Annotated in this window: 20 protein-coding genes; 9 read left to right on the top strand and 11 right to left on the bottom strand. The window is 70.8% G+C overall.

All coding sequences use genetic code 11. From position 1 onward, the window contains the following. Positions 1-9 precede the first annotated feature (9 nt). From ACWEVP_RS29900 to ACWEVP_RS29890, 3 genes are read right to left on the bottom strand one after another with little or no spacing between them, the layout of a single operon-like run. Positions 10-810, bottom strand: coding sequence for an SAM-dependent methyltransferase (locus ACWEVP_RS29900; RefSeq protein ID WP_452065902.1), 801 nt, complete (start codon positions 808-810; stop codon positions 10-12). A 43-nt stretch (positions 811-853) separates the two neighbouring features. Next, positions 854-2,407, bottom strand: coding sequence for an acetolactate synthase large subunit (locus tag ACWEVP_RS29895; RefSeq protein WP_452066088.1), 1,554 nt, complete (start codon positions 2,405-2,407; stop codon positions 854-856). A 5-nt stretch (positions 2,408-2,412) separates the two neighbouring features. Beyond that, the gene (locus ACWEVP_RS29890) at positions 2,413-3,798 is read right to left on the bottom strand and encodes an FAD-binding oxidoreductase (RefSeq protein WP_452066087.1); all 1,386 of its coding nucleotides are present in this window, start codon (positions 3,796-3,798) and stop codon (positions 2,413-2,415) included. 133 nt (positions 3,799-3,931) lie between these two features. On the opposite strand from ACWEVP_RS29890, the gene ACWEVP_RS29885 reads away from it, so the two are divergent. The 3 genes from ACWEVP_RS29885 to ACWEVP_RS29875 all read left to right on the top strand — a co-directional run bounded on the left by ACWEVP_RS29885 (position 3,932) and on the right by ACWEVP_RS29875 (position 6,242). Beyond that, the gene (locus tag ACWEVP_RS29885) at positions 3,932-4,372 is read left to right on the top strand and encodes a MarR family winged helix-turn-helix transcriptional regulator (RefSeq protein WP_452065901.1); all 441 of its coding nucleotides are present in this window, start codon (positions 3,932-3,934) and stop codon (positions 4,370-4,372) included. An 83-nt stretch (positions 4,373-4,455) separates the two neighbouring features. Next, positions 4,456-5,343, top strand: coding sequence for an NmrA family NAD(P)-binding protein (locus tag ACWEVP_RS29880; RefSeq protein ID WP_452065900.1), 888 nt, complete (start codon positions 4,456-4,458; stop codon positions 5,341-5,343). A gap of 77 nt (positions 5,344-5,420) precedes the next feature. Continuing rightward, entirely contained in the window at positions 5,421-6,242 is an 822-nt protein-coding gene (locus tag ACWEVP_RS29875) for an aldo/keto reductase (protein ID WP_452065899.1), read from the top strand. Positions 6,243-6,781: 539 nt separating this feature from the next. Here ACWEVP_RS29875 and ACWEVP_RS29870 read toward each other — a convergent pair. Together ACWEVP_RS29870 and ACWEVP_RS29865 are read right to left on the bottom strand one after the other, a co-directional pair. Then, positions 6,782-7,279: a DUF3830 family protein gene (locus tag ACWEVP_RS29870; protein ID WP_003079597.1), complete on the bottom strand. Its 498-nt coding sequence runs from the start codon at positions 7,277-7,279 to the stop codon at positions 6,782-6,784. Between the two features lie 2 nt (positions 7,280-7,281). After that, the gene (locus ACWEVP_RS29865) at positions 7,282-8,538 is read right to left on the bottom strand and encodes an aspartate aminotransferase family protein (RefSeq protein ID WP_452065898.1); all 1,257 of its coding nucleotides are present in this window, start codon (positions 8,536-8,538) and stop codon (positions 7,282-7,284) included. 92 nt (positions 8,539-8,630) lie between these two features. On the opposite strand from ACWEVP_RS29865, the gene ACWEVP_RS29860 reads away from it, so the two are divergent. Genes ACWEVP_RS29860 through ACWEVP_RS29850 form a run of 3 tightly spaced genes read left to right on the top strand, consistent with a single transcriptional unit; the run spans position 8,631 to position 11,674 of the window. Then, positions 8,631-10,094, top strand: a complete 1,464-nt coding sequence (locus ACWEVP_RS29860) for an NAD-dependent succinate-semialdehyde dehydrogenase (RefSeq protein WP_452065897.1) — start codon at positions 8,631-8,633, stop codon at positions 10,092-10,094. Then, a complete protein-coding gene (locus tag ACWEVP_RS29855) occupies positions 10,091-11,149 on the top strand; it encodes a tartrate dehydrogenase (RefSeq protein WP_452065896.1) in 1,059 nt (352 codons plus the stop codon). Before ACWEVP_RS29860 ends, ACWEVP_RS29855 begins: the two co-directional genes overlap by 4 nt. A gap of 60 nt (positions 11,150-11,209) precedes the next feature. Continuing rightward, entirely contained in the window at positions 11,210-11,674 is a 465-nt protein-coding gene (locus ACWEVP_RS29850) for a DUF4262 domain-containing protein (RefSeq protein ID WP_452065895.1), read from the top strand. Positions 11,675-11,987: 313 nt separating this feature from the next. On the opposite strand, the gene ACWEVP_RS29845 is transcribed toward ACWEVP_RS29850, so the two are convergent. Genes ACWEVP_RS29845 through ACWEVP_RS29835 form a run of 3 tightly spaced genes read right to left on the bottom strand, consistent with a single transcriptional unit; the run spans position 11,988 to position 14,255 of the window. Then, the gene (locus ACWEVP_RS29845; protein ID WP_452065894.1) at positions 11,988-12,707 is read right to left on the bottom strand and encodes a GntR family transcriptional regulator; all 720 of its coding nucleotides are present in this window, start codon (positions 12,705-12,707) and stop codon (positions 11,988-11,990) included. Position 12,708: 1 nt separating this feature from the next. Further along, entirely contained in the window at positions 12,709-13,455 is a 747-nt protein-coding gene (locus ACWEVP_RS29840) for a maleate cis-trans isomerase family protein (protein WP_452065893.1), read from the bottom strand. A gap of 59 nt (positions 13,456-13,514) precedes the next feature. Beyond that, positions 13,515-14,255 (bottom strand): maleate cis-trans isomerase family protein, encoded by a 741-nt coding sequence (locus tag ACWEVP_RS29835; RefSeq protein ID WP_086670377.1) that lies wholly within the window; start codon positions 14,253-14,255, stop codon positions 13,515-13,517. Positions 14,256-14,359: 104 nt separating this feature from the next. Here ACWEVP_RS29835 and ACWEVP_RS29830 point away from each other — a divergent pair, with 104 nt between their 5' ends. Further along, positions 14,360-15,358, top strand: coding sequence for a D-2-hydroxyacid dehydrogenase (locus ACWEVP_RS29830; RefSeq protein WP_452065892.1), 999 nt, complete (start codon positions 14,360-14,362; stop codon positions 15,356-15,358). After that, positions 15,355-16,737 carry an amidase gene (locus tag ACWEVP_RS29825; RefSeq protein WP_452065891.1) on the top strand — a complete coding sequence of 461 codons (1,383 nt, stop codon included), beginning with the start codon at positions 15,355-15,357 and terminating at the stop codon, positions 16,735-16,737. The genes ACWEVP_RS29830 and ACWEVP_RS29825 overlap by 4 nt, the downstream gene beginning before the upstream one ends. Positions 16,738-16,825: 88 nt before the next feature. On the opposite strand, the gene ACWEVP_RS29820 is transcribed toward ACWEVP_RS29825, so the two are convergent. Continuing rightward, the gene (locus ACWEVP_RS29820) at positions 16,826-17,503 is read right to left on the bottom strand and encodes an ArsR/SmtB family transcription factor (RefSeq protein ID WP_452065890.1); all 678 of its coding nucleotides are present in this window, start codon (positions 17,501-17,503) and stop codon (positions 16,826-16,828) included. Positions 17,504-17,559: 56 nt separating this feature from the next. Between ACWEVP_RS29820 and ACWEVP_RS29815 the strand changes: the two genes are divergently transcribed. Beyond that, positions 17,560-18,012, top strand: a complete 453-nt coding sequence (locus ACWEVP_RS29815; RefSeq protein WP_452065889.1) for a MaoC family dehydratase — start codon at positions 17,560-17,562, stop codon at positions 18,010-18,012. Here the strand turns inward: ACWEVP_RS29815 and ACWEVP_RS29810 are convergent. After that, positions 17,990-19,222 carry an MFS transporter gene (locus ACWEVP_RS29810; protein ID WP_452065888.1) on the bottom strand — a complete coding sequence of 411 codons (1,233 nt, stop codon included), beginning with the start codon at positions 19,220-19,222 and terminating at the stop codon, positions 17,990-17,992. The two genes, ACWEVP_RS29815 and ACWEVP_RS29810, sit on opposite strands and share 23 nt — an antisense overlap. Continuing rightward, a complete protein-coding gene (locus ACWEVP_RS29805) occupies positions 19,219-19,728 on the bottom strand; it encodes an ArsR/SmtB family transcription factor (protein WP_452065887.1) in 510 nt (169 codons plus the stop codon). The genes ACWEVP_RS29810 and ACWEVP_RS29805 overlap by 4 nt, the downstream gene beginning before the upstream one ends. Between the last annotated feature and the right edge of the window lie 47 nt (positions 19,729-19,775).

Raw genomic sequence — 19,775 nt, 5'->3', positions numbered from 1 at the left:
TAGCGCCGGCTACTCCTTGCGAGCGACCAGCGCCAGGCCACCCGACAGCTCCGGCGGGTCTTCGAGCGGCCCGTCGGGGCGCCACTCCGGCGTGAACACCACGCCGGGGTCCAGGATCTCGAAGCCCTTCACCAGCGCGCGCAGCTCGTCGGGCGAGCGCAGCGTCAGCGGCGTGCCGCTCTTCTCGTACAGCGCCACCGAGCGCTGGGACTCCTCGCCCTGCCCCTTCCACGTGCCCGACGACAACGCGAGGTAGCTGCCCGGCGCGAGCACGTCGCGGTAGGTCGCGATCAGCCCCGCCGGGTCGCGCGAGTCCGGGATGAAGTGCACGAACGCCGCCATGATCACCATCACCGGTTCGCCGAAGTCCAGCAGCGCCTCGGTGGTCGGGTGCTCCAGCACCTCGTCCGGGTACTCGGCGTCGGCCTGGACCATCGCCGCGTTGTCGTTGCCCTCCAGCACGATCTCGCTGTGCGCGACCGCGATCGGCTCGTTGTCGACGTAGACGACCCGTGCCGACGGGTCGATCGCCTGGACGACCTCGTGCACGTGCCCGACCGTCGGCATGCCCGAGCCGATGTCCAGGAACTGCCGGACGCCCTGCTCCGCGGCGAACCGCGCCGCGCGGCGCAGCCACGCCCGGTTGGTCAGCGCCATGTGCCGGGCGTTCGGCAGCACCTTCTCGATCTGCTCGGCGAACATCCGGTCGACGGCGTAGTTCAGCTGGCCGCCGATCATGTAGTCGTACACGCGCGCCGCGTTCGGCCGTTCGAGGTCGATGCCCCGCTTCGCGTGTTCGTCTTCGCTCATCCGCCGCTCCCGGGCTCGAAGTATGCCGGGAGAATAGTCCGGTTCAGAGCAGCGGCGGCACCGCGGCGTCGATGAGGTGCGGACCCGGTTCGGCGAAGGCCCGCTGCAGCTGCTCGGCCAGTTCTTCGGCCGTGGTCGCGCGCGTCGCCGGGACGCCCATGCCCTCCGCGATCTTGACGAAGTCCATGTCCGGTCGCGAGAGGTCGAGCAGGTCGTTCGCCTTCGGGCCGCCCGAGGCCGCGCCGACGCGCTGCAGCTCCATCCGCAGGATCGCGTAGGCGCGGTTGTTGAGCAGCACCGTCGTGACGTTCAGGTTCTCGCGCGCCTGCGTCCACAGCGCCGAGATCGTGTACAGCGCGCTGCCGTCGGACTGCAGGTTCAGCACCGGCCGGTCCGGCGCGGCGACGGCCGCCCCGGTCGCCACCGGCATGCCGTAGCCGATCGCGCCGCCCGTCAGCGTCAGGACGTCGTGCCGCGGCGCGCCGGCCGTCGCCGTCGGCAGCAGCAGGCCGGACGTGTTGGCCTCGTCGGCGATGATCGCGTTCTCCGGCAGCACCGCGCCGATGACGTCGACCCAGTTCTGCGGGGTCAGCGGACCACTCGGCAGCGCGGGCCGGGACGCCGGCGCCAGCACCGGTTCGGTGTCCGCGGCGACGAGGTCGGCGACCTCGTTGAGCGCGCGCGTGACGTCCTGGCCGACGGACGCAAGCGTGTGCACCTGCGCGCCTTCGGGCACCAGATCGCTCGGCTTGCCCGGGTAGGCGAAGAACGACACGGGCGCCTTGGTGCCCGCGACGACGACGTGCTTGATGCCGTCGAGCTGGTAGGTGACCTGCTCGGCGAGGTAGCCGAGCCGCTCGATCGCCGGGAGACCGGCGCCGCGCTCCAGCCGTGCGGGGAACGTTTCGACGAACACCTTCGCGCCGGTCGCGGTGGCGATCCGGCTGGCCGCGCGCAGCCCTTCCTCACGGCAGGCGCCGCCACCGATGAGCAGCGCCACCGGCTCGCCGGCGCCGAACACGGCGGCGACGTCCTTGACGGTGGTGGCGTCGACGGCCTGTGGCACGCGCGGCGGGATGGGCGCACACGTCTCGCCGCCTTCGCCCCACGACGCGTCCGCGGGCAGGATCAGCGTGGCGACGCGGCCGGGCGCATCCTGCGCCGCGGCGACCGCGGCGGCGGCGTCCGCTCCGACGTCCTTGGTGTGCTCCGAGCGGCGCACCCAGCCTTCGAGCGAGCTCGCGATGGACTCGATGTCCGACTCCAGCGGCGCGTCGTACTGCTTGTGGTAGGTCGCGTGGTCGCCGATGACGTTCACGATCGGCGTGTGCGCGCGGCGCGCGTTGTGCAGGTTCGCCAAGCCGTTGCCCAGGCCGGGGCCCAGGTGCAGCAGCGTCGCGGCGGGCTTGTCCGCGATGCGCGCGTACCCGTCGGCGGCACCGGTGACGACGCCCTCGAACAGCGCGAGCACGCCCCGCATCTCCGGGACGGTGTCGAGCGCCGCGACGAAGTGCATCTCCGACGTGCCGGGGTTCGCGAAGCACACTTCGACGCCGGCGTCGACCAGCGTGCGGATCAGGGACTGGGCGCCGTTCATCTCGCTCATGCGGTTCCTTCGGGGAAGAGAACGCCGGGGTTGAGGATCCCGGCCGGGTCGAAGCTCTGCTTGATCCGGCGCATCAGCTCGATCTTCGCCGGGTCCTCGAGTTCCTGGTGGTACTTCGCCTTGGTGCGGCCGAGGCCGTGCTCGCCGGAGATCGCGCCGCCGAGTTCCATGGCGTACGCGAAGATGTCGGTTAACAGTCGTTCACGCCGGTCCGCGTCCTTGCAGAAGATCGCGAGGTGGACGTTGCCGTCGCCGGCGTGGCCGCAGCCGAGCGCGCCGCCGCCCGCGGCCATCGCGAGCTCACGCGCCTTCGTGATGAACTGCGGCATGGCGGTCCGCGGCACGACGACGTCGATCACGTCGTCGGCGCCGGCCGCCTTCGCGGTCCAGAACGCCTTCTCGCGGGCTTCGATGAGCTTGCGCGCGGCGGGGCCTTCGAGGACGTAGACGTCGGTCGCGCCGAGTTCGCCGAGCAGCTCGCCGACCGTCTCGACATCTTCGTGCAGGCGTCCGTTGTCCCGGTTCTCCAGCGCCACCACGAGGTACGCCTCGCTGGTCTCGCGGATCTTGTCCGGGACACCGAGCTCGAGCTTCTCGTTGTAGACGATGGCGGCCATCGTCATGTTGTCGATGTACTCGAGGATGTGCGGCGCGAGCCCGCTGGAGACGACCGCCGGCACCGCCGCCATCACCTGGCCGAAGTCGCCGAACGGGGCGAGCACGGTGGCGCCGTGCGTGAGCCGCGGATGCAGCTTGACGGTGATCTCGGTGGCCAGGGCGAGGGTGCCTTCGGAGCCGATGATCAGCTGGGTGAGGTCGTAGCCGGTGGAGATCTTCGACGTCTTGCCACCGGTGCGGAGGATCTCGCCGGTCGGCAGCACGGCCTGCAGGCCGAGCACGTTGTTGCGGGTGACGCCGTATTTGACTGCGCGCATACCACCGGCGTTGGTGCCTACGTTCCCGCCGACGCTCGCGCTCAGCTCGCCGGGGTAGACGGTGTAGCTCAGCCCGGCTTCGGCGGTCTTCGCGTCCAGTTCGGCGAGCGTGACGCCGGGCTGCACGACGGCGACGTGGTTCCCGGTGTCGACTTCGAGGACGGCGTTCATCCGCTCGAAGGAGATCAGCAAACCGTCTTCGCGCGGGCGCGCGGCGCCGGACAGTCCGCTGCCGGAACCGCGCGCGGTCACGGGCACGTTGTGTTCCGAAGCGGCCTTCAGCAGCTCCGCGACTTCTTCCGCGGTTGCCGGCTTCGCGACGTACGCAGGCTTTCGCGGCTCCGCGGTCAACGCTTCGTCGTGCGCGTAGTCCTCGGAGATCGCCTCGCCGGTCAGCAGGTTCTTGTCCCCGACTATCTCGGCCAGCCGTGCCGCCACGTCGCCCATCGACAGCTTCTCCTCCGCGCCGTTGCTGTGGTTACCGCAGCGTAGTACGTACCGCCGGTACGCCGCCATGAGGGTTTTTCACATTCGGCTCGGGGGTAGGCTGGCCGTTCGTCATTGGAGGGGGGAGGCCGGCGTGGACTACGGCGACAAGCTCTTCTGGCTCTCGGTCGTGATCCAGCGCAAGTACGCGCAGATCTGCGCCGAGTTCGACCTGACCCCCTCGCAGGCCACGCTGCTCTGCGCGGTCCGGAACGAGCCGCGGCAGATGGCTTACCTCGCCGCGTCGTTGGGGATGACCAAGAACGCGTTGAGCCAGCTGGTCGATCGCACCGCGCGGCGCGAGCTGGTCGGCCGGGCAAGCTCGGCGGAGGATCGACGGATCGTCATGCTCAGTGCGACGCCTGCGGGGAAGGTGCTCGCCGAGGCCTTCTACGCCGAGGTCACCAAGCGACTGCCCGAGATCGCGAAGAACCTCGACGCCGACGACCAGCGCGACTTCGAGCGCGTGGCCACCGCCATCGTGGACACCTCGGACCTCTCTCCGCCCATGTCGAACCAGCCCGGCATGACGTAAGGCACCGGTACCTGCGCACCTTGACGAAGTTCATGCCGTGAACTAATTTAGTTCACGGCATGAACCAACGAAGGGTGGCAGCGGTGAGCTCACAGACGACCGGCACGATCGCGGTCTTCGGCGCGACGGGGCAACAGGGCGGTGCGGTGGTCGACGCGCTGCTGGAGCACAAGGCCCCGGTGCGGGCCCTCGTCCGCAACCCGCAGTCCGGCCGGGCTCGGGCGCTCGCCGCCCGCGGTGTCGAACTGGCGGCCATCCGGGCTGACGACCCGGCGTCGCTGGCCGCCGCACTGGGAGCGGTCGAGGCGTTCTACTTCATGACCCCGGAGGCGAACAGCCTCGACGAGGTCGAGGCGGAGATCCGCATCGGTACCGCGCTCGTCGACGCGGCGGTCGATGCGGACGTCCCGCACGTCGTGTTCAACTCGGTCTTCGGAGCGGGCCGGGAGTCGGGCGTGCCGCACCACGACTCGAAGCACCGGATCGAGCAGCACCTGAGGAAGTCCGGCCTGCGGGCCTCGATGGTGCGCCCGACCGCCTTCATGGAGAACTTCTCGAGCGTGCTGGCGCCGAGCCTGGAGCAGGGGGAGATCGTGCTGCGGCTGCCGCTGCCGGAGGACGTCCCTCTGAAGATGATCTCGGTCAGGGACATCGGCCGGGTCGTCGCCGCGCTCCTGCTCGGCACCGCGGAGGCGCCTGGCGGAGCCGTCGAGCTCGTCGGCGATGAGCTGACGGGGCCCCGGATCGCCGCGGCGTTCGGTGCGCGCGCCGGGCTCCCGGCACGGTACGAGGCCCTCCCGTTGAGCGTGCTTCCCACCGACCTCGACCGGGCGATGTTCCGCCAGTTCGCGGAGGCGGCGGAGCAGCCGTCGGACCGCTCGGTGGTGCGCTCGATCGAGCCGGCCACCTTGGACCTGGCCGCGTGGATCCGATCCACCGGCTGGACCGCGCCCGCAAGCGTGGATGCGTGACCACCCGGTTACTGAGGAAGATTTAGCTCAGGCTAAATCTCTGGTGGGTGACTCCAGGCCGGGTGAGGCTTCGCGGTATGACATCGACGTACACCTTCGAAGACGGCGTTTCCGTGCGGCGGCTGGGTTTCGGCGCCATGCGGCTCACCGAGTGGGACCACGTCCGGGACGGCGCCGCCGCGGTGGCCCGCCGCGCGGCCGAGCTCGGCGTGACGTTCTTCGACACCGCCGACGCCTACGACCTGGGGCTGAACGAGGAACTGCTGGCCGACGCGCTGCACCCGTACGAGGGACTGTTCATCGCGACGAAGTGCGGGCACGCGCGCCCGAGCCGGGGCGAGTGGGTGCCGCTCGGCCAGCCCGAATACCTGCGGCAGCAGGCGGAACTCTCGCTGCGGCGCCTGCGCGTCGAACGCCTCGACCTGCTGCAGCTGCACCGGCTCGATCCGCAGGTCCCCGTCGCCGACCAGATCGGCGCGCTCGCGCGGCTGCGGGACGAAGGCAAGGTCGCCCGGATCGGGTTGTCGGAGGTCAGCGTCGCGCAGCTGGCCGAAGCGCGGGCGATCGCGCCCATCGCGAGCGTGCAGAACCGGTACAACCTGACCGACCGCGCGTCCGAGGACGTCCTCGGCTACTGCGAGCGCGAAGGGATCGCGTTCGTGCCGTGGCTGCCGATCGCGCGGGGTGATCACGCGACGGCGGGCGGAGTGCTCGGAAAGGTCGCGGCCGGCCTCGGGGCGACCCCCGCTCAGGTGTCCCTCGCCTGGTTGCTGCGGCGTTCGCCGGTCGTCATCCCCATTCCCGGCACGTCGTCGCTCGCGCACCTCGAAGAAAACTGCGGAGCGGCCGACCTGACGCTTTCCGACGACGATTTCACGCGGTTGTCCGAGCTGGCGTGAAAACGGCCCGGCCGCGGTTTCCCGCGGCCGGGCGTCGGCTTCCGGTCAGGCTCAGACGAGCCAGCCGAGAACGTGCGCCAGGTGCGCCAGCGCGCCGGTGATGATGTCGTGGCAGTAGTGGGCGTGCTGGACGAACGTCTGCATGGAAAGGCTCCTTGATGATTCGAAATGGTTTCCCTGGAGATGCTCTCGCGAGAGCGGAGTCAGGTTTTCACCGCATCGGCGAGCTGTCAAAGAACCATTTCCGGAAGATCGGTTCGCCGCGGAATCTTCCCATGCTAAACACGTAATCCCTTCGTGTTTGACGCCGGGGTGCCCTCTTTGGCGGTCAGCCACTCTGGGTAGTAAGCGGGCCGATCATCACAGTCGGTGATTTCGACCTTGATCCGGCATCCTGGGTACGTGCGTAGCTCGATCCGGTGATCACCGGCCACGAAAGGTGAGTTCGCGATGATCACTCTTTCGAGTGGGTGCGAGCAGCGAAAAGGGGACGCCGGGTGCGGTGACCGCACCCGGCGTCCCCTTGGGAGGAAAGGAAATCAGGCCCGCGCGAACGAGAGCGTCTCGCCCTCGACCCCCCGCAGCCAGAGGTCCTGCGCGGCCGCCGCCATCTCGGCGAGGCCCTCCTCGATCGTGGCGAACACGTTGCCGGGCACCCAGCCCGCGTCCCCGTTGATCAGCAGGTTGTTGCGTCCGTAGAAGATCGCGAGGTCGGTCGCGCCCTGGTCGCTGTGTGCCTCGCTGCCCTCGTCATAGCCGTACGCGGGGTTGCCGATCTCCCAGGCCTCGAAGCCGAAGTACACGACGTCGCCGGGGATCGGCGTGATCGTCGGGTTCTCGCGGCCGGGCTTCGGCTCCGCGAAGGGCGGCACGAGCGTGTAGACCTCGTTGCGCGCGTACTTCGCGTGGTAGGCCGAGCCGCTCTGCGGCAACGCGTCCCACACCGCCTTGCACGTCCGCGGGGCTTCGTCGTCGAGCAGCCGGGCGCGGCAGGAGACGCCGCGCTTGTCGAGGGTGATCGTGATGTACCGGGCCATGCTCAGCTCCCCGTGACGGAGGCGACGACTTCGCCCCAGATGCGCAGCGCGTCGTCGACCTGCTCGGCGTTGACGACCAGCGGCGGCACCATCCGGACGACGTTCATGTACGGCCCGCAGGTGAGCAGCAGCAGGCCGTTCTTCGCGGCGGTCTGCTGTGCGGCCGCGGCCGTCGCGGCGTCCGGCTCGCCGTCGGCGGTGGTGAACTCCGAGCCGACCAGCAGCCCGAGCCCGCGCACTTCGCCGATCGCCGGGGTCTTGTCCGCGATCACCCGCGCGCCTTCGAGCAGCTGGCGCCCGCGCTCGGCGGCGTTCTCGACGAGGTTTTCCTGCTGGATGACTTCCAGCGTCGCGATCGCCGCCGCGCACGAGACGGCGTTGCCGCCGTACGTGCCGCCCTGCGAACCCGGGAACGCCTTCGCCATCAGCTCCTGCGAAGCGGCGATGCCGGACAGCGGGAAGCCGCTGGCCAGGCCCTTCGCGATGAGCACGATGTCGGGGGAGACGTCGAAGTGGTCGTGGCCCCAGAACTTGCCGGTGCGGCCGAAGCCGGTCTGGATCTCGTCGACGACCAGCAGGATGCCGTGCCGGTCCGCGCGCTCGCGCAGGCCGGCCATGAACTCGGTGTTCGCCGGGACGTACCCGCCCTCCCCGAGCACCGGCTCGACGAAGATCGCGGCGGTCTCGTTCGGCGCGCTGACCGTCTGGAACAGGTAGTCCAGCTCGCGCAGCGCGAACTTCGTCGCGGTCTGCTCGTCCCAGCCGTAGTGGTAGGCGTACGGGAACGGCGCGACGTGCACGCCCGCCATCAGCGGGCCGATGCCGGCGCTGAACCGCGTCCCCGACGTCGTCATCGACGCCGCCGCGACGGTCCGGCCGTGGAAGCCGCCCTGCATGACGATGACGTTCGGGCGCTCCGTCGCCTGCCGCGAAAGCCGCAACGCCGCTTCGACGGCTTCACTGCCCGAGTTCGCGTAGAAGAGCGAGTCGAGCCCGCTCGGCAGCACGTCGCCGAGCCGCTTCGTCAGCTCCAGCAGCGGCTTGTGCATCACCGTCGTGTACTGCCCGTGGACGAGCTTGCCGATCTGCTCCTGCGCCGCGCGCACGACGTGCGGGTGGCAGTGCCCGGTGCTCGTGACGCCGATGCCGGCGGTGAAGTCGAGGTGGCGTTTGCCGTCGACGTCGTAGAGGTAAACCCCTTCACCGTGGTCGACCACGACGGGCGTTGCCTGCTTGAGCAGCGGAGATAGCTGGGCCATGGCAGCGTGCTCCTAGGTCGGTTGAGCGGGTTGTCGATTGTTGACAATATCCATAGCATGGCCCTCGGGACAACACGTGAGGAGCAGTCGGGATGAGCGCGAGCACCGAGTCCGGCGTCGTCGACGCGGTCGGCAAGGAACTGTTCATCGGCGGCAAGTGGGTCGCCGCCGAGTCCGGGAAGACGTTCCCGGTGGTGGACCCGGCCACCGGCAAGGAGCTGTGCCAGGTCGCCGACGCCTCGCCGGCGGACGGCGTCGCCGCGCTGGACGCCGCTGTCGCCGCCCAGGCCGACTTCGCGAAGATGGCACCCCGCGAACGCGGCGAGATCCTGCGCCGCGCGTACGAGCTGCTGATGAAGCGCCAGGACGAGCTGGCCCTGCTGATGACCCTGGAGATGGGCAAGCCGCTCGCCGAGTCGAAGGGCGAGATCGCCTACGCCGCCGAGTTCTTCCGCTGGTTCGCCGAGGAGGCCGTCCGCATCGACGGCGGGTACGCGACCGCCCCGAACGGCGTGGGCCGGTTCCTCATCACCAAGCAGCCGGTCGGCCCGACGCTGCTGATCACGCCGTGGAACTTCCCGATGGCGATGGGCACCCGCAAGATCGGCCCGGCGATCGCCGCCGGCTGCACGTCGGTGATCAAGCCCGCGGCGCAGACGCCGCTGTCGATGCTCGCGCTGGCCGGCATCCTCGCCGAGGCCGGGCTGCCCGAAGGCGTGCTCAACGTGATCACGACCAGTGACTCCGGCGGTGTGATGGAACCGCTGATCCGCGACGGTCGCGCCCGCAAGCTCTCCTTCACCGGCTCCACCGGCGTCGGCCGGAAGCTGCTCGAACAGTGCGCGGACAAGATCCTGCGGACGTCGATGGAGCTGGGCGGCAACGCGCCGTTCCTGGTCTTCGACGACGCGGACATGGACGCGGCGATCGACGGCGCGATGCAGGCGAAGATGCGCAACATCGGCGAGGCGTGCACGGCCGCGAACCGCTTCTACGTGCAGCGCGGCGTCGTCGAGGAGTTCTCGCGGCGGCTTACAGAGCGGATGGAAGCGCTGCCGATGGGCCGCGGCACGGAGAAGGACGTCGTCGTCGGCCCGCTGATCGACGACAAGGCCGTCGACAAGGTGACGGAGCTGGTCAAGGACGCGACCGACCGCGGCGCGCGGGTGCTCACCGGCGGCTCCGGCGTCGACGGGCCGGGGCACTTCTACCAGGCCACCGTGCTCACCGACGTCCCGCAGGAGGCGCGGCTGACGCACGAGGAGATCTTCGGGCCGGTCGCCCCGATCACGCCGTTCGACACCGAGGAGGAAGCGGTCGCGAAGGCCAACGACACGGAGTTCGGCCTGGTTTCCTACGTCTTCACCAGCGACCTCAAGCGCGCGCTGCGCGTCTCCGAAGCCCTGGAGGCCGGGATGATCGGGCTCAACCAGGGCATCGTGTCGAACCCGGCGGCGCCGTTCGGCGGGATCAAGCAGTCCGGGCTCGGCCGCGAAGGCGGCTCGGTCGGCATCGACGAGTTCCTCGAGACCAAGTACATCGCGGTGGCCCTGTGACGGCCTACCGCATCGCGAGCATCCCCGGCGACGGCATCGGCGTGGACGTCACGGTCGAGGCACGCAAGGTCCTCGACCGCGCGTCCGCGCTCTTCGATTTCTCGCTGGAGTGGACGGAGTTCGACTGGAGCTGCGAACGGTACGCGAAGGCCGGCGCGATGATGCCGGAAGACGGCGTCGAGCAGCTCTCGGCGTTCGACGGGATCCTGCTCGGCGCGGTCGGCTTCCCCGGCGTCCCGGACCACGTTTCGTTGTGGGGCCTGCTGATCCCGTTGCGGCGCGCGTTCCAGCAGTACGTCAACCTGCGCCCGGTGCGGCTGCTGCCGGGCACGACGTCCGTGCTGGCCGGGCGGAAGGCCGAGGAGCTGGAGCTGGTCATCGTCCGCGAGAACTCCGAAGGGGAGTACTCCGCGATCGGCGGGCGGCACAACGCCGGCCGGCCGGACGAATTCGTGCTGCAGGAGTCGGTTTTCACGCGCGTCGGCGTCGAACGGATCATCCGGTACGCCTTCGAACTGGCGCGGACGCGGACTTCGCGCGTCTGCTCGGCGACGAAGTCCAACGGGCTCATCCACTCGATGCCGTTCTGGGACGAGATCTTCGCCGAGGTCGCGGCGGAGTTCCCGGATGTCCACAGTGAACAGATGCACGTGGACGCCTTGGCGGCGCGGATGGTACAGGCGCCGGATCGGCTCGACGTCATCGTCGGGTCGAACCTCTTCGGCGACATCCTGAGCGACCTCGCGGCCGCGATCACCGGCGGGCTCGGCATGGCGCCGTCCGGCAACATCAACCCATCGGGTGAACATCCGTCGATGTTCGAGGCGGTCCACGGGAGCGCTCCGGACATCGCGGGGCAGGGGATCGCGAACCCCGTGGCGCAGGTCCTGGCGGCCGCGATGCTGGTCGAGCACCTGGGCGAAATCGTTGCGGCACAAGCGGTCCGGGCGGCGGTGGACCGGGTGCTCGACGAGGGCCGGGTGCGCACGCCCGACCTCGGCGGCACGGATACCACAGAACGCCTCGGCACGGCAGTGGCCGAAGCGCTGGGCTGAGTTTTTGTCGGTGCCCTCCGGCACGGTGGTCGCACACCCACCGAGGGGGAGGAGCCACCGATGTGCTTTGCCTGCGAGAACCCGGATAGATCCGGTTACCTGCAACGGCTTCGCGACGGCGTCGCGGAGCGGGGCTGGATGGTGCAAGGAGTCGAGAACGACGGGTCGTACCCGCCATGGGCCTACACGATCGGCTTGAGCGGGTACGGCCTGCCCGAGCTGGTTGTGACGGGCCTGCCGGTCGAGGTGTCCGCCAAGCTGCTCAACGAGTCCGCCAAGCGTTTCCTGGACAGCGCGCCACCTGCCGCGGGCGAACGCGTCCCGCTGCCGGGCGGCTCGCCGGCCGAGGTGGTCGAGCTGGCCGAGCCGTCGGTGCACCTGGTGTTCGCGGCCGACCTGTACGGCCCGGAAATCCGTGCGCTGCAACTGGTTCACGCCGACGCGTGCGGCCGCTGGCCCTGGTCACCGGACTACCGTGATGGCCAGGGCGGCCAGCCGGTCCTGGGGGTGCGCCATGGCGATTAGCTGTGGGTGCTCTCCGCCGAGCAACTGCTTTCCGCAGCCCGTGCGGGCCGTCCACGTGCGCCTGCCCGACGATTACTGGGAACGCGAACGAGAGACTGAGCCTGAGCTGCCGCCCGATCCGAAGCCCGAGCCCGAGCCCGAGCCCGAGGCCGATCCGGAGCCTGAGCCCGAGCCCGAACTGCCGCCCGAGCCCCAGCCCGAGCCGGAGCCCGAGCCGACCGGCCGAGTGCCCGTGCCGCCCCGGCGGTGGTGGCACGCGCCCGTTTACCGAGCACGTGCGTGGGCCGTCGAATCAGGGCTGCCGGCGCTTCGCTCACGCGTTGCCCGGCACCGGCGGGGCGTGCCCGTCCCGGAGGCTCGTCCCCGGCGCGAGCCGCTGGACGGCGTCCTCCATGTGTGCCTCGAGAAGGCTCAGCGCCGTTTCCTCGTCCCCGTCGCGAAGCGCCTGGATGAGCTTTGTATGTTCCTCCACGCGTTCCTCGACCCGTTGGTAGGTGCTCTGCAGCGCGGTGAGGCACATCCGGGTCTCGATGAGGAGCGTGCGGGCCATCCGGACGAGCCGCTTGCTGCCGGAGGCGTTGATGAGGGCCTCGTGGAACCTGAGGTCCGCCGTGGAAAGCGCCGTCGGGTCGTCTTCACTGGCGGCCGTCGCCATTTCCGCGACGGTGTGCTCGAGGATGTCGGCGATCCGGTCGCGTTCCCCGCCGCGCAGGGCGCGGAGCATGGCGGCGCGTTCGATCGCCGAGCGAGCCGCGTAAATGTCGTACACGTCCCCGGGCTCGAGATCGATCACGAACAGCCCGCGGTGCCGCTCACTGCGGAGGAGGCCCTCCGAAACCAGATGTTGCATGGCTTCCCGCAGCGGCCCCCGTGACACCTGGAACCGGGACGCCAGCTCGGTTTCGCCGAGCTGGGTCCCGGGCGGGAGGGCGCCGGTCATGATCGCGTCGCGTAGCTGACGCGCGATCACCGCGGCCGTCGACTCGCGGCTCACCGGCTCGATCTCGGGCAGCATGCCCGGCGGGAGAGCCATGTCAGGCGCCCCCGTCCGGCAGGTGCCGGAAGAGCGCGCCGAGCGAGCGGACGAGCCGGTGCTGCCCGGTCAGGCGCAGGCCCTCCCACACCGTGACCTGGTTGGCGGTCAGCACGGGCTTCTTCAGCGCCGCTTCGATGGCGTTGATTTCGCCGAGGGTGCGCATGGCGGTGTCCGGCACGAGGACGGCGTCGGCGTCCGGGTGGTCGTGGCGCACGGCGAGTTCGACGACGGCTTCCGGCGGCATGGCGCCGACTTCGGCGGCCGTGATGATGTCGGCGCTGGCCATCGCGACGACCTCGACCCCGCCGGCTTTGAGGAAGTCCACGAACAGCCGGGCGATGTCGTCCGGGTAGCTGGCGGCGACGGCGACCCGCTTGACGTCCAGGGCGCGCGCGGCGTGCACGAACGCGAAGGAGGTGCTGGAGGCCGGGACCCCGGCGACGGCGGCGAGGCGGTCGGCCTGGTCGCGTGCGCCGTCCCAGCCGTAGACGAAGCTGCCGCTGGTGCAGGCCCAGACGACCGCGTCCGGCTCGTGCTTCTTGAGCAGGGCGGCACCGTCGGCGAGTCTGCTCTCGCTGCCGAGGTCGAGCAGCTCGGCGACCGCGTGCTTGTCGGTGCCGTAGATGTGCTCGACCGCGAGCCGGATGTCGCCCTCGTCGGCGGCCGCGCCGCCGAGCAGCTGTTCGGCCAGCGGGTAGTCGTCTTCGGCCGCGTGGTCGGGGTAGATGAAACCGATGGTGGTCACGGATCCTCCGGAGGGACGCAAATTGTCGACAATCCTAGAGGGCTGGTCAAGGAAAACCTTCACGACACGTCACGAAGCCACTTCCCGGGTCCGACGATGGGCAGGTTCATCCGGCGCAGGCACGCCCACATGGTCAGCTGGTTGGCCGTCAGCACCGGCTTGCCGAGTGCGGCCTCCAGCGGCTCGATCAGGTCGTACGTGGGGAGGTTGGTGCAGCTGACGAAGATCGCTTCGGCTTCGCCGTGGTCGGCGGCGAGGATGCGCTCGGCGATGGTGCGGTAGCTGACCTTCCAGATGCCGCCGCCCAGCCCGAGGTGGTCGCTGGCGACGGTCTCGACGTTCAGCTCGGCGAGGAAGTCGTGCAGCGCGCGGGTCAGGTCGGCGTCGTAGGGCGTCAGCACCGAGACGCGGTGGAGGTCGAGTTGGTGCAGCACCTCGGCCAGCGCGCCCGAGGTGGTGACGGCGTCCGGCGCGCCGGCGTCGCAGATCGCCTTGGTCAGCGAACGCTCGTAGTCGACGCCGTTGACGAAGCTGCCCGACGTGCAGAGGTAGGCGACGACCTCGGGCTCGACGTGCAGCACGTCGCGGGTGGCGCTGGCCAGGTGGTGGCTGTCGCTGACGAGGCGGGCCATCTCCATGCTGACCGGCACCGGCTCGTAGGGCGTGCGGGCGAGGTGGAGGGACACCTCCATCGGCACCCAGCGCCAGAGCTCGCGCTCCAGCGCGAGGTCGAAGGGCGCGATCACGCCGATGCCGCGTTGCGCCAGCGGGCCGTCGAACGCCAGGAAGTCGAAATCCAAGGCTCAGCCTCCGGAATACGTCTGCACTTGATGACACGTCCGGTGCTCCGGGGGTCGTTCCTCGGATTGTTGACAATCATACGAGCCGCTTTTACCGTGTCAACGTGATCGCCTCGGAAAACCAGGAAGCTCCGGTCCTGGCAGTGCTCTGTGGCGAGCACCGCCCACCGGACATGCGTGCTGTCGAATCCGGGGCGGTCGTGCGTTACACGGACGCGGCGGGCCTGGCCGAAGCGTTGTCCGGAGCGGACGCGCTCTTCGTCTACGACTTCCTCTCCACGGCCGTGCCCGGCGCCTGGCACGCGGCCGATCGCCTGCGCTGGCTGCACATCGCGAGCGCGGGTGTCGACCCGGTGCTGTTCCCCGGGCTGGTGGAGAGCGACGTCGTCCTGACCAACTCGCGGGGCGTCTTCGACGACGCCATCGCGGAGTACGTGCTGGGCGTCGTGCTCGCGTTCGCGAAGGACTTCGCGCGGTCGCACGACCTGCAGCGCGAGGGGCGCTGGCTGCACCGCGAGAGTGAGCGGATCGCCGGGCGCGAGGTGGTGGTCGTCGGCACCGGGCCGATCGGCCGGGCCATCGCGCGGCTGCTGCGCGCGGCCGGGATGCGGGTGCGCGGCGCCGGGCGTCGCGAGCGCACGGGCGATCCCGACTTCGGCGTCGTGCACGAGTCGTCGCGGCTCACGGAGGTCCTGCCGCACGCCGACTACGTCGTCGCCGTCGCGCCGCTGACCGAGCACACCAAGGGCATGTTCGACGCGCGCGCGTTCGCCGCGATGAAGCCGTCGGCGCGGTTCGTGAACGTCGGCCGCGGCGAGCTGGTCGTCACGTCCGACCTGGTCGCCGCGCTCGAGAACAAGACCATCGCCGGCGCCGCGCTCGACGTGTTCGACACCGAGCCGCTGCCGCCGGACAGTCCGCTGTGGACCATGCCGGACGTGCTCGTCTCGCCGCACATGTCCGGGGACTTCGTCGGCTGGCGGAACACGCTCGTCGAGGTGTTCACCGAGAACTTCCGCCGCTGGCAGGCTGGGGAGCCGCTGCGCAATGTCGTCGACAAGACGCTCGGCTACGTGCCGTCGGGGAACCAGGGAGCCGGATGAACGACAGGATGCTGACCGCCAGCGAGCTCGTCGCCGCCTACGCGACCGGGGAGCTGTCACCGATCGAGGCGACGCAGAACGCGCTGCAGGCCATCGAAGCCCGCGACGGTGACTGCAACGCGTACTGCCTCGTCGACGCCGACCGCGCGCTGGAGCAGGCCAAGGCCTCGGAAGTCCGCTGGCGCGACGGCAACCCGATCGGCTGGCTCGACGGCGTGCCGTCCTCGATCAAGGACATGTTCCTGACGCAGGGGTGGCCGACCGTCCGGGGCTCGAAGAGCATCAGCCCGGACCAGCCGTGGGACGTCGACAGCCCCGTCGCCGCGCGGATGCGCGAGGCCGGGCTCGTCTTACTGGGTAAGACGACCACGCCCGAGATCGCGTGGAAGGGCGTCACCGACAGCCCGCTGTGCGGCATCACGCGCAACCCCGTCGACCCGTCGAAGACGGCGGGCGGGTCGAGCGGCGGCAGCGCCGCGGCCGTCGCGGCGGGGATGGGCGAGCTGTCCGTCGGCACCGACGGTGGCGGCTCGGTGCGGATCCCGGCTTCGTTCTGCGGGATCGTGGGGCTGAAGCCGACGCACGGCCGCATCCCGCTCTTCCCGGCGAGCCCGTTCGGCCCGCTTTCGCACGCCGGCCCGATGGCGCGGTCGGTGGACGACACGGCGTTGCTGCTGGACGTCCTGTCGCTGCCGGACCACCGCGACCCGGCCGCGCTCGCGCCGCCGGTAGCGTCGTACCGCGAGGCCGTCCGGCGGGACGTGCGCGGCCTGATCGCGGCGTTCTCGCCGACGCTCGGCTACGTCGACGTCGACCCGGAAGTGGCCGAGATCGTCGCGGCGGCGGTGCGCGCGCTCGGCGACGCCGGACTGCACATCGAGGAGACCGACCCGGGGTTCGCCGACCCGAAGCCGGCGTTCGACATCCTGTGGTCGTCGGGCGCGGCGAAGCTGCTCGGCACGTTCCCGCCGGGGTCGGAGGAGCGGACCGACCCCGGCCTGCGCAAGGTGTGGGAGCTCGGCAAGAAGTGGAGCGCGAGCGACTACCTCGACGCGACCGCCGAGCGCGCCGCGCTGGGCATCCTGATGGGGGAGTTCCACACGCGCTACGACGTGCTGATCACGCCGACCGTCCCGATCCCGGCGTTCGAAGCGGGACACGACGTGCCGCCGGGCAGCGGGCTGAGCGAGTGGCCGGAGTGGACGCCCTTCACGTACCCGTTCAACATGACCCAGCAGCCGGCGATCAGCGTCCCGGCCGGCCGCACGTCGGCGGGCTTGCCGGTGGGGCTGCAGATCGTCGGGCCGCGGCATTCGGACGACCTCGTGCTCGCGGTGGCGAAGCTCCTGGAGGAGGTCCGGCCCTGGGCGCCGGCCTGACCACGCGCGAGGGTGAACCCGGGCCGCGCGGCCAAGGCCGCGCCTGGAGGGCGGCTACCACGGAGACCCGCTGAACCCGGGTGTGGGATCAGTCGATGCCGTACTCGGCGAGTCCGCGGCGGCCTGCTTCGGCAACGCGCAAGGCGCGTCCGCCCGGGCGGCGGCGTAGCCACCCTTCGTCGAGCAACGCCATCAGCAGCGCGGTCCCCAAGACCCCCGCGAGGTGCGTGGTCCGGTGCGACCAGTCGAGACACGCGCGCACCGGCGGTCCGGCGCCGCGCAGCTCCGTGATCCCGAGCGCCGTCAGCAGCGGGTGGTCGACGGTGTGCACCACGCCGGTCTCGCCGGGGGCCAGCTCCCCGACCACGCCGTCCTTCCGCAGCAGCGCCGCCAGCTCGATCCCCAGCCGGCCGGCCAGGTGCCCGTAGCAGGCGCGTGCGCGCAGCAACGGCCCCGACGGCGGATCGGGCTGGAGCCGCGGTGGCAGCCGGGGCGGGGCGAGCGCCGCCAGCGCTTCCACGAGCTGGGCCACCTCCGGCCCCGTGAGGCGGTGCAGCCGCTGCCGGCCCGCGTCGGTCGCGACGACCAGGCCCGCCTCGCACAGCCGGCGCAAGTGCGAGCTCGCCGTGGAGGGTGCGACTCCGGCGACCGTGGCCAGCGCGCGGGCGGAATGTGCGGCGCCGTCCATCAGCTGCAGGAGCATCGCCGCCCGGGCCGGTTCGCCGATCGCCTGGGCGACCGCGGCGATGTCGGGCTCGGCGACCATTCCGGCAGCCTAACCGTTCGCTCCGGATCGAAGGGTTTCTGTGGCACCCTGCGCCCATGACCAGCGATCGCTACTTCGAGGACTACGTCCCCGGCGTCACCCACGACTGCGGCAGCGTCGAGGTGACCGAGGCCGAGGTGCTCGACTTCGCCCGCCGCTACGACCCGCAGAGCTTCCACGTCGACGCCGCCGCCGCGGCGGCCGGGCCCTTCGGCGGGTTGATCGCCAGTGGCTGGCACACGGCGAGCCTGATGATGCGCCTCTTCGCCGAACACTACCTGTCCGCCGCGTCGAGCTTGGGCAGCCCGGGCGTCGACGAGCTCCGCTGGCCGCGCCCGGTGCGGCCCGGCTCGGTGCTGCGGTTGCGGGCCACCGTCACCGAGGCCCGGCTCTCGCGATCGAAGCCGGACCGGGGGTTGGTTCGCACGCGCGTCGAGCTGGTCGACGGCGGGGACGACGTCGTCTTCAGCGCGAGCCTGCTCAACCTCATCCTGGTGCGCCCGGGCTGACCGGTGCGCGCCGGACCAGCCCGCGGATCTGCGGGTTGACCAGTACGACCGCCGTCGCGGCGACGATCAGCGCCGCGGCACCGATCAGCGTTGCCGACCGGCCGGCGTGCTCGGCCAGCGGGCCCGCGGTGATCTGGCCGAGCGGCATCGCGATGAACGAGCCCAGCATGTCGTAGGAGTAGACGCGGGCGAGCTTCTCCGGCGGCACGTTCTCCTGCAGCGAGACGTCCCACGCCACCGCGAACTGCTCGATCGCGACGCCGGAGAGGAACATCGCGAACAGCAGCGGCAGCAGGTAGGGCGTCTGGCCCAGCGCGAGCATCGGGAGCGCGTCGACCATCACCAGCGCGACGCCGATCAGCAGCATCCTGCGGGGTTGCCAGCGCGCCGCGACGACGCCGCCGAGCAGCGACCCGGCGGTCTGGACCGCCAGCGCGAGGCCCCAGCCGGTGCGGCCGAACGTGTCGTCGGCGACCAGCGGGCCGATCACCAGCAGCGCGCCCGCGTTGACCGCGTTGACGATCATGAACTGCAGGACCACCAGCCACACCCAGGACCGGGAACGGAACTCCCGCCAGCCTTCGGCGAGTTCGGCGAGCGGGCGGCTGCCGGGGATGCGTTCGCCGTGCGGCAGGTGGATGCGGCGGTAGGAGACGGCGGCCGCGAGGAACAGGACGGCGTTCGCGGCGAGCGCCCACCCGGAGCCGGCGAAGGCGACAAGGACCCCGGCAAGTCCCGCGCCGGCGATGCGGCCGGCGTTGGAGAGCAGCCGGACCAGCGCGTTCGCTGGGGCGAGCAGCGGCGAGGGCACGGTCAACGGCGTGAGCGACGCGGCGGCCGGCAGCGAGATGGCCGAGACGGCGCCGTTGACCAGGCTGAGCCCGACCAGCAGCGGGACCGAGGCGAATCCGCAGAGGACACTGGCGGCGATGGCGGCCTGCGTGAGCGCGGCGGCGGTCTCGGTGCCCTGCAGGATGACCGACCGCGGCAACCGGTCGGCGAGCATGCCGCCGAAGAGCACGAGCAGGACGTTGGCGATCGACCGCGCCCCGACGACGATCCCGAGGTCCACGGCCGACCCGGTCAGATCGACGACGGCGAAGGCCAGTGCGAAAGGTGCGACGGCGTTGGCGAAGTCGGCGAACGTCCGCCCGGTGACGAGCGCGCGGAACCGTCTTTCGCGAAGCGGCGCGAACAGGGCGTTGTTCACTGGGCCTCCGCCAGTTCGAACAGCGCGACACTCGCGCTGACCCGGACCGTCCCCGGGGTCCGCGGCGGCCGGGCCGCCGCGTGGAGTTCCTGGCTCAGCTCCGACGCCTGCTCCAGCACCCGCGCCCACACCTCCGGGTCGACCCACAACTCCGCGTCCGTCAACGACGCCCGCCGGTCGTGGGCCCGCTGCGGAGCCCGCCGGAGCAGCTCGTCCGCTATCGCCTGCGTCAACAGCCGGGTTTCGGCCGGGGACCGCGTCGTCAAGCGGCGGCCCGAGTCCGGGTCGTGGCGGTATCGCTTCGCGCGGCCGCCGCGGATCGTCACCTCCTCCGCCACCTCGAGCAGGCCCGCTTCGTGCAGGCGGCGGACGTGGTAGCTGATGTTCGCCTGCGTGTCGTCCAGCTCGCGCGCCGCTTCGGCCGCGCTCAGGGCCGTGCCGGTCAGCAGCGACAGGATCCGCATGCGGAGCGGGTGCGCCAGGACGCGCAGGTTGTCGTGGGGCATGGCCTCAGTCTGACATGACCGTCAAAGAGTTATTTGGGGGTCTCGTT

It is taken from the genome of Amycolatopsis sp. NPDC003865, from assembly GCF_053605345.1.
This window is presented reverse-complemented; position numbering and strand designations above follow the sequence as displayed.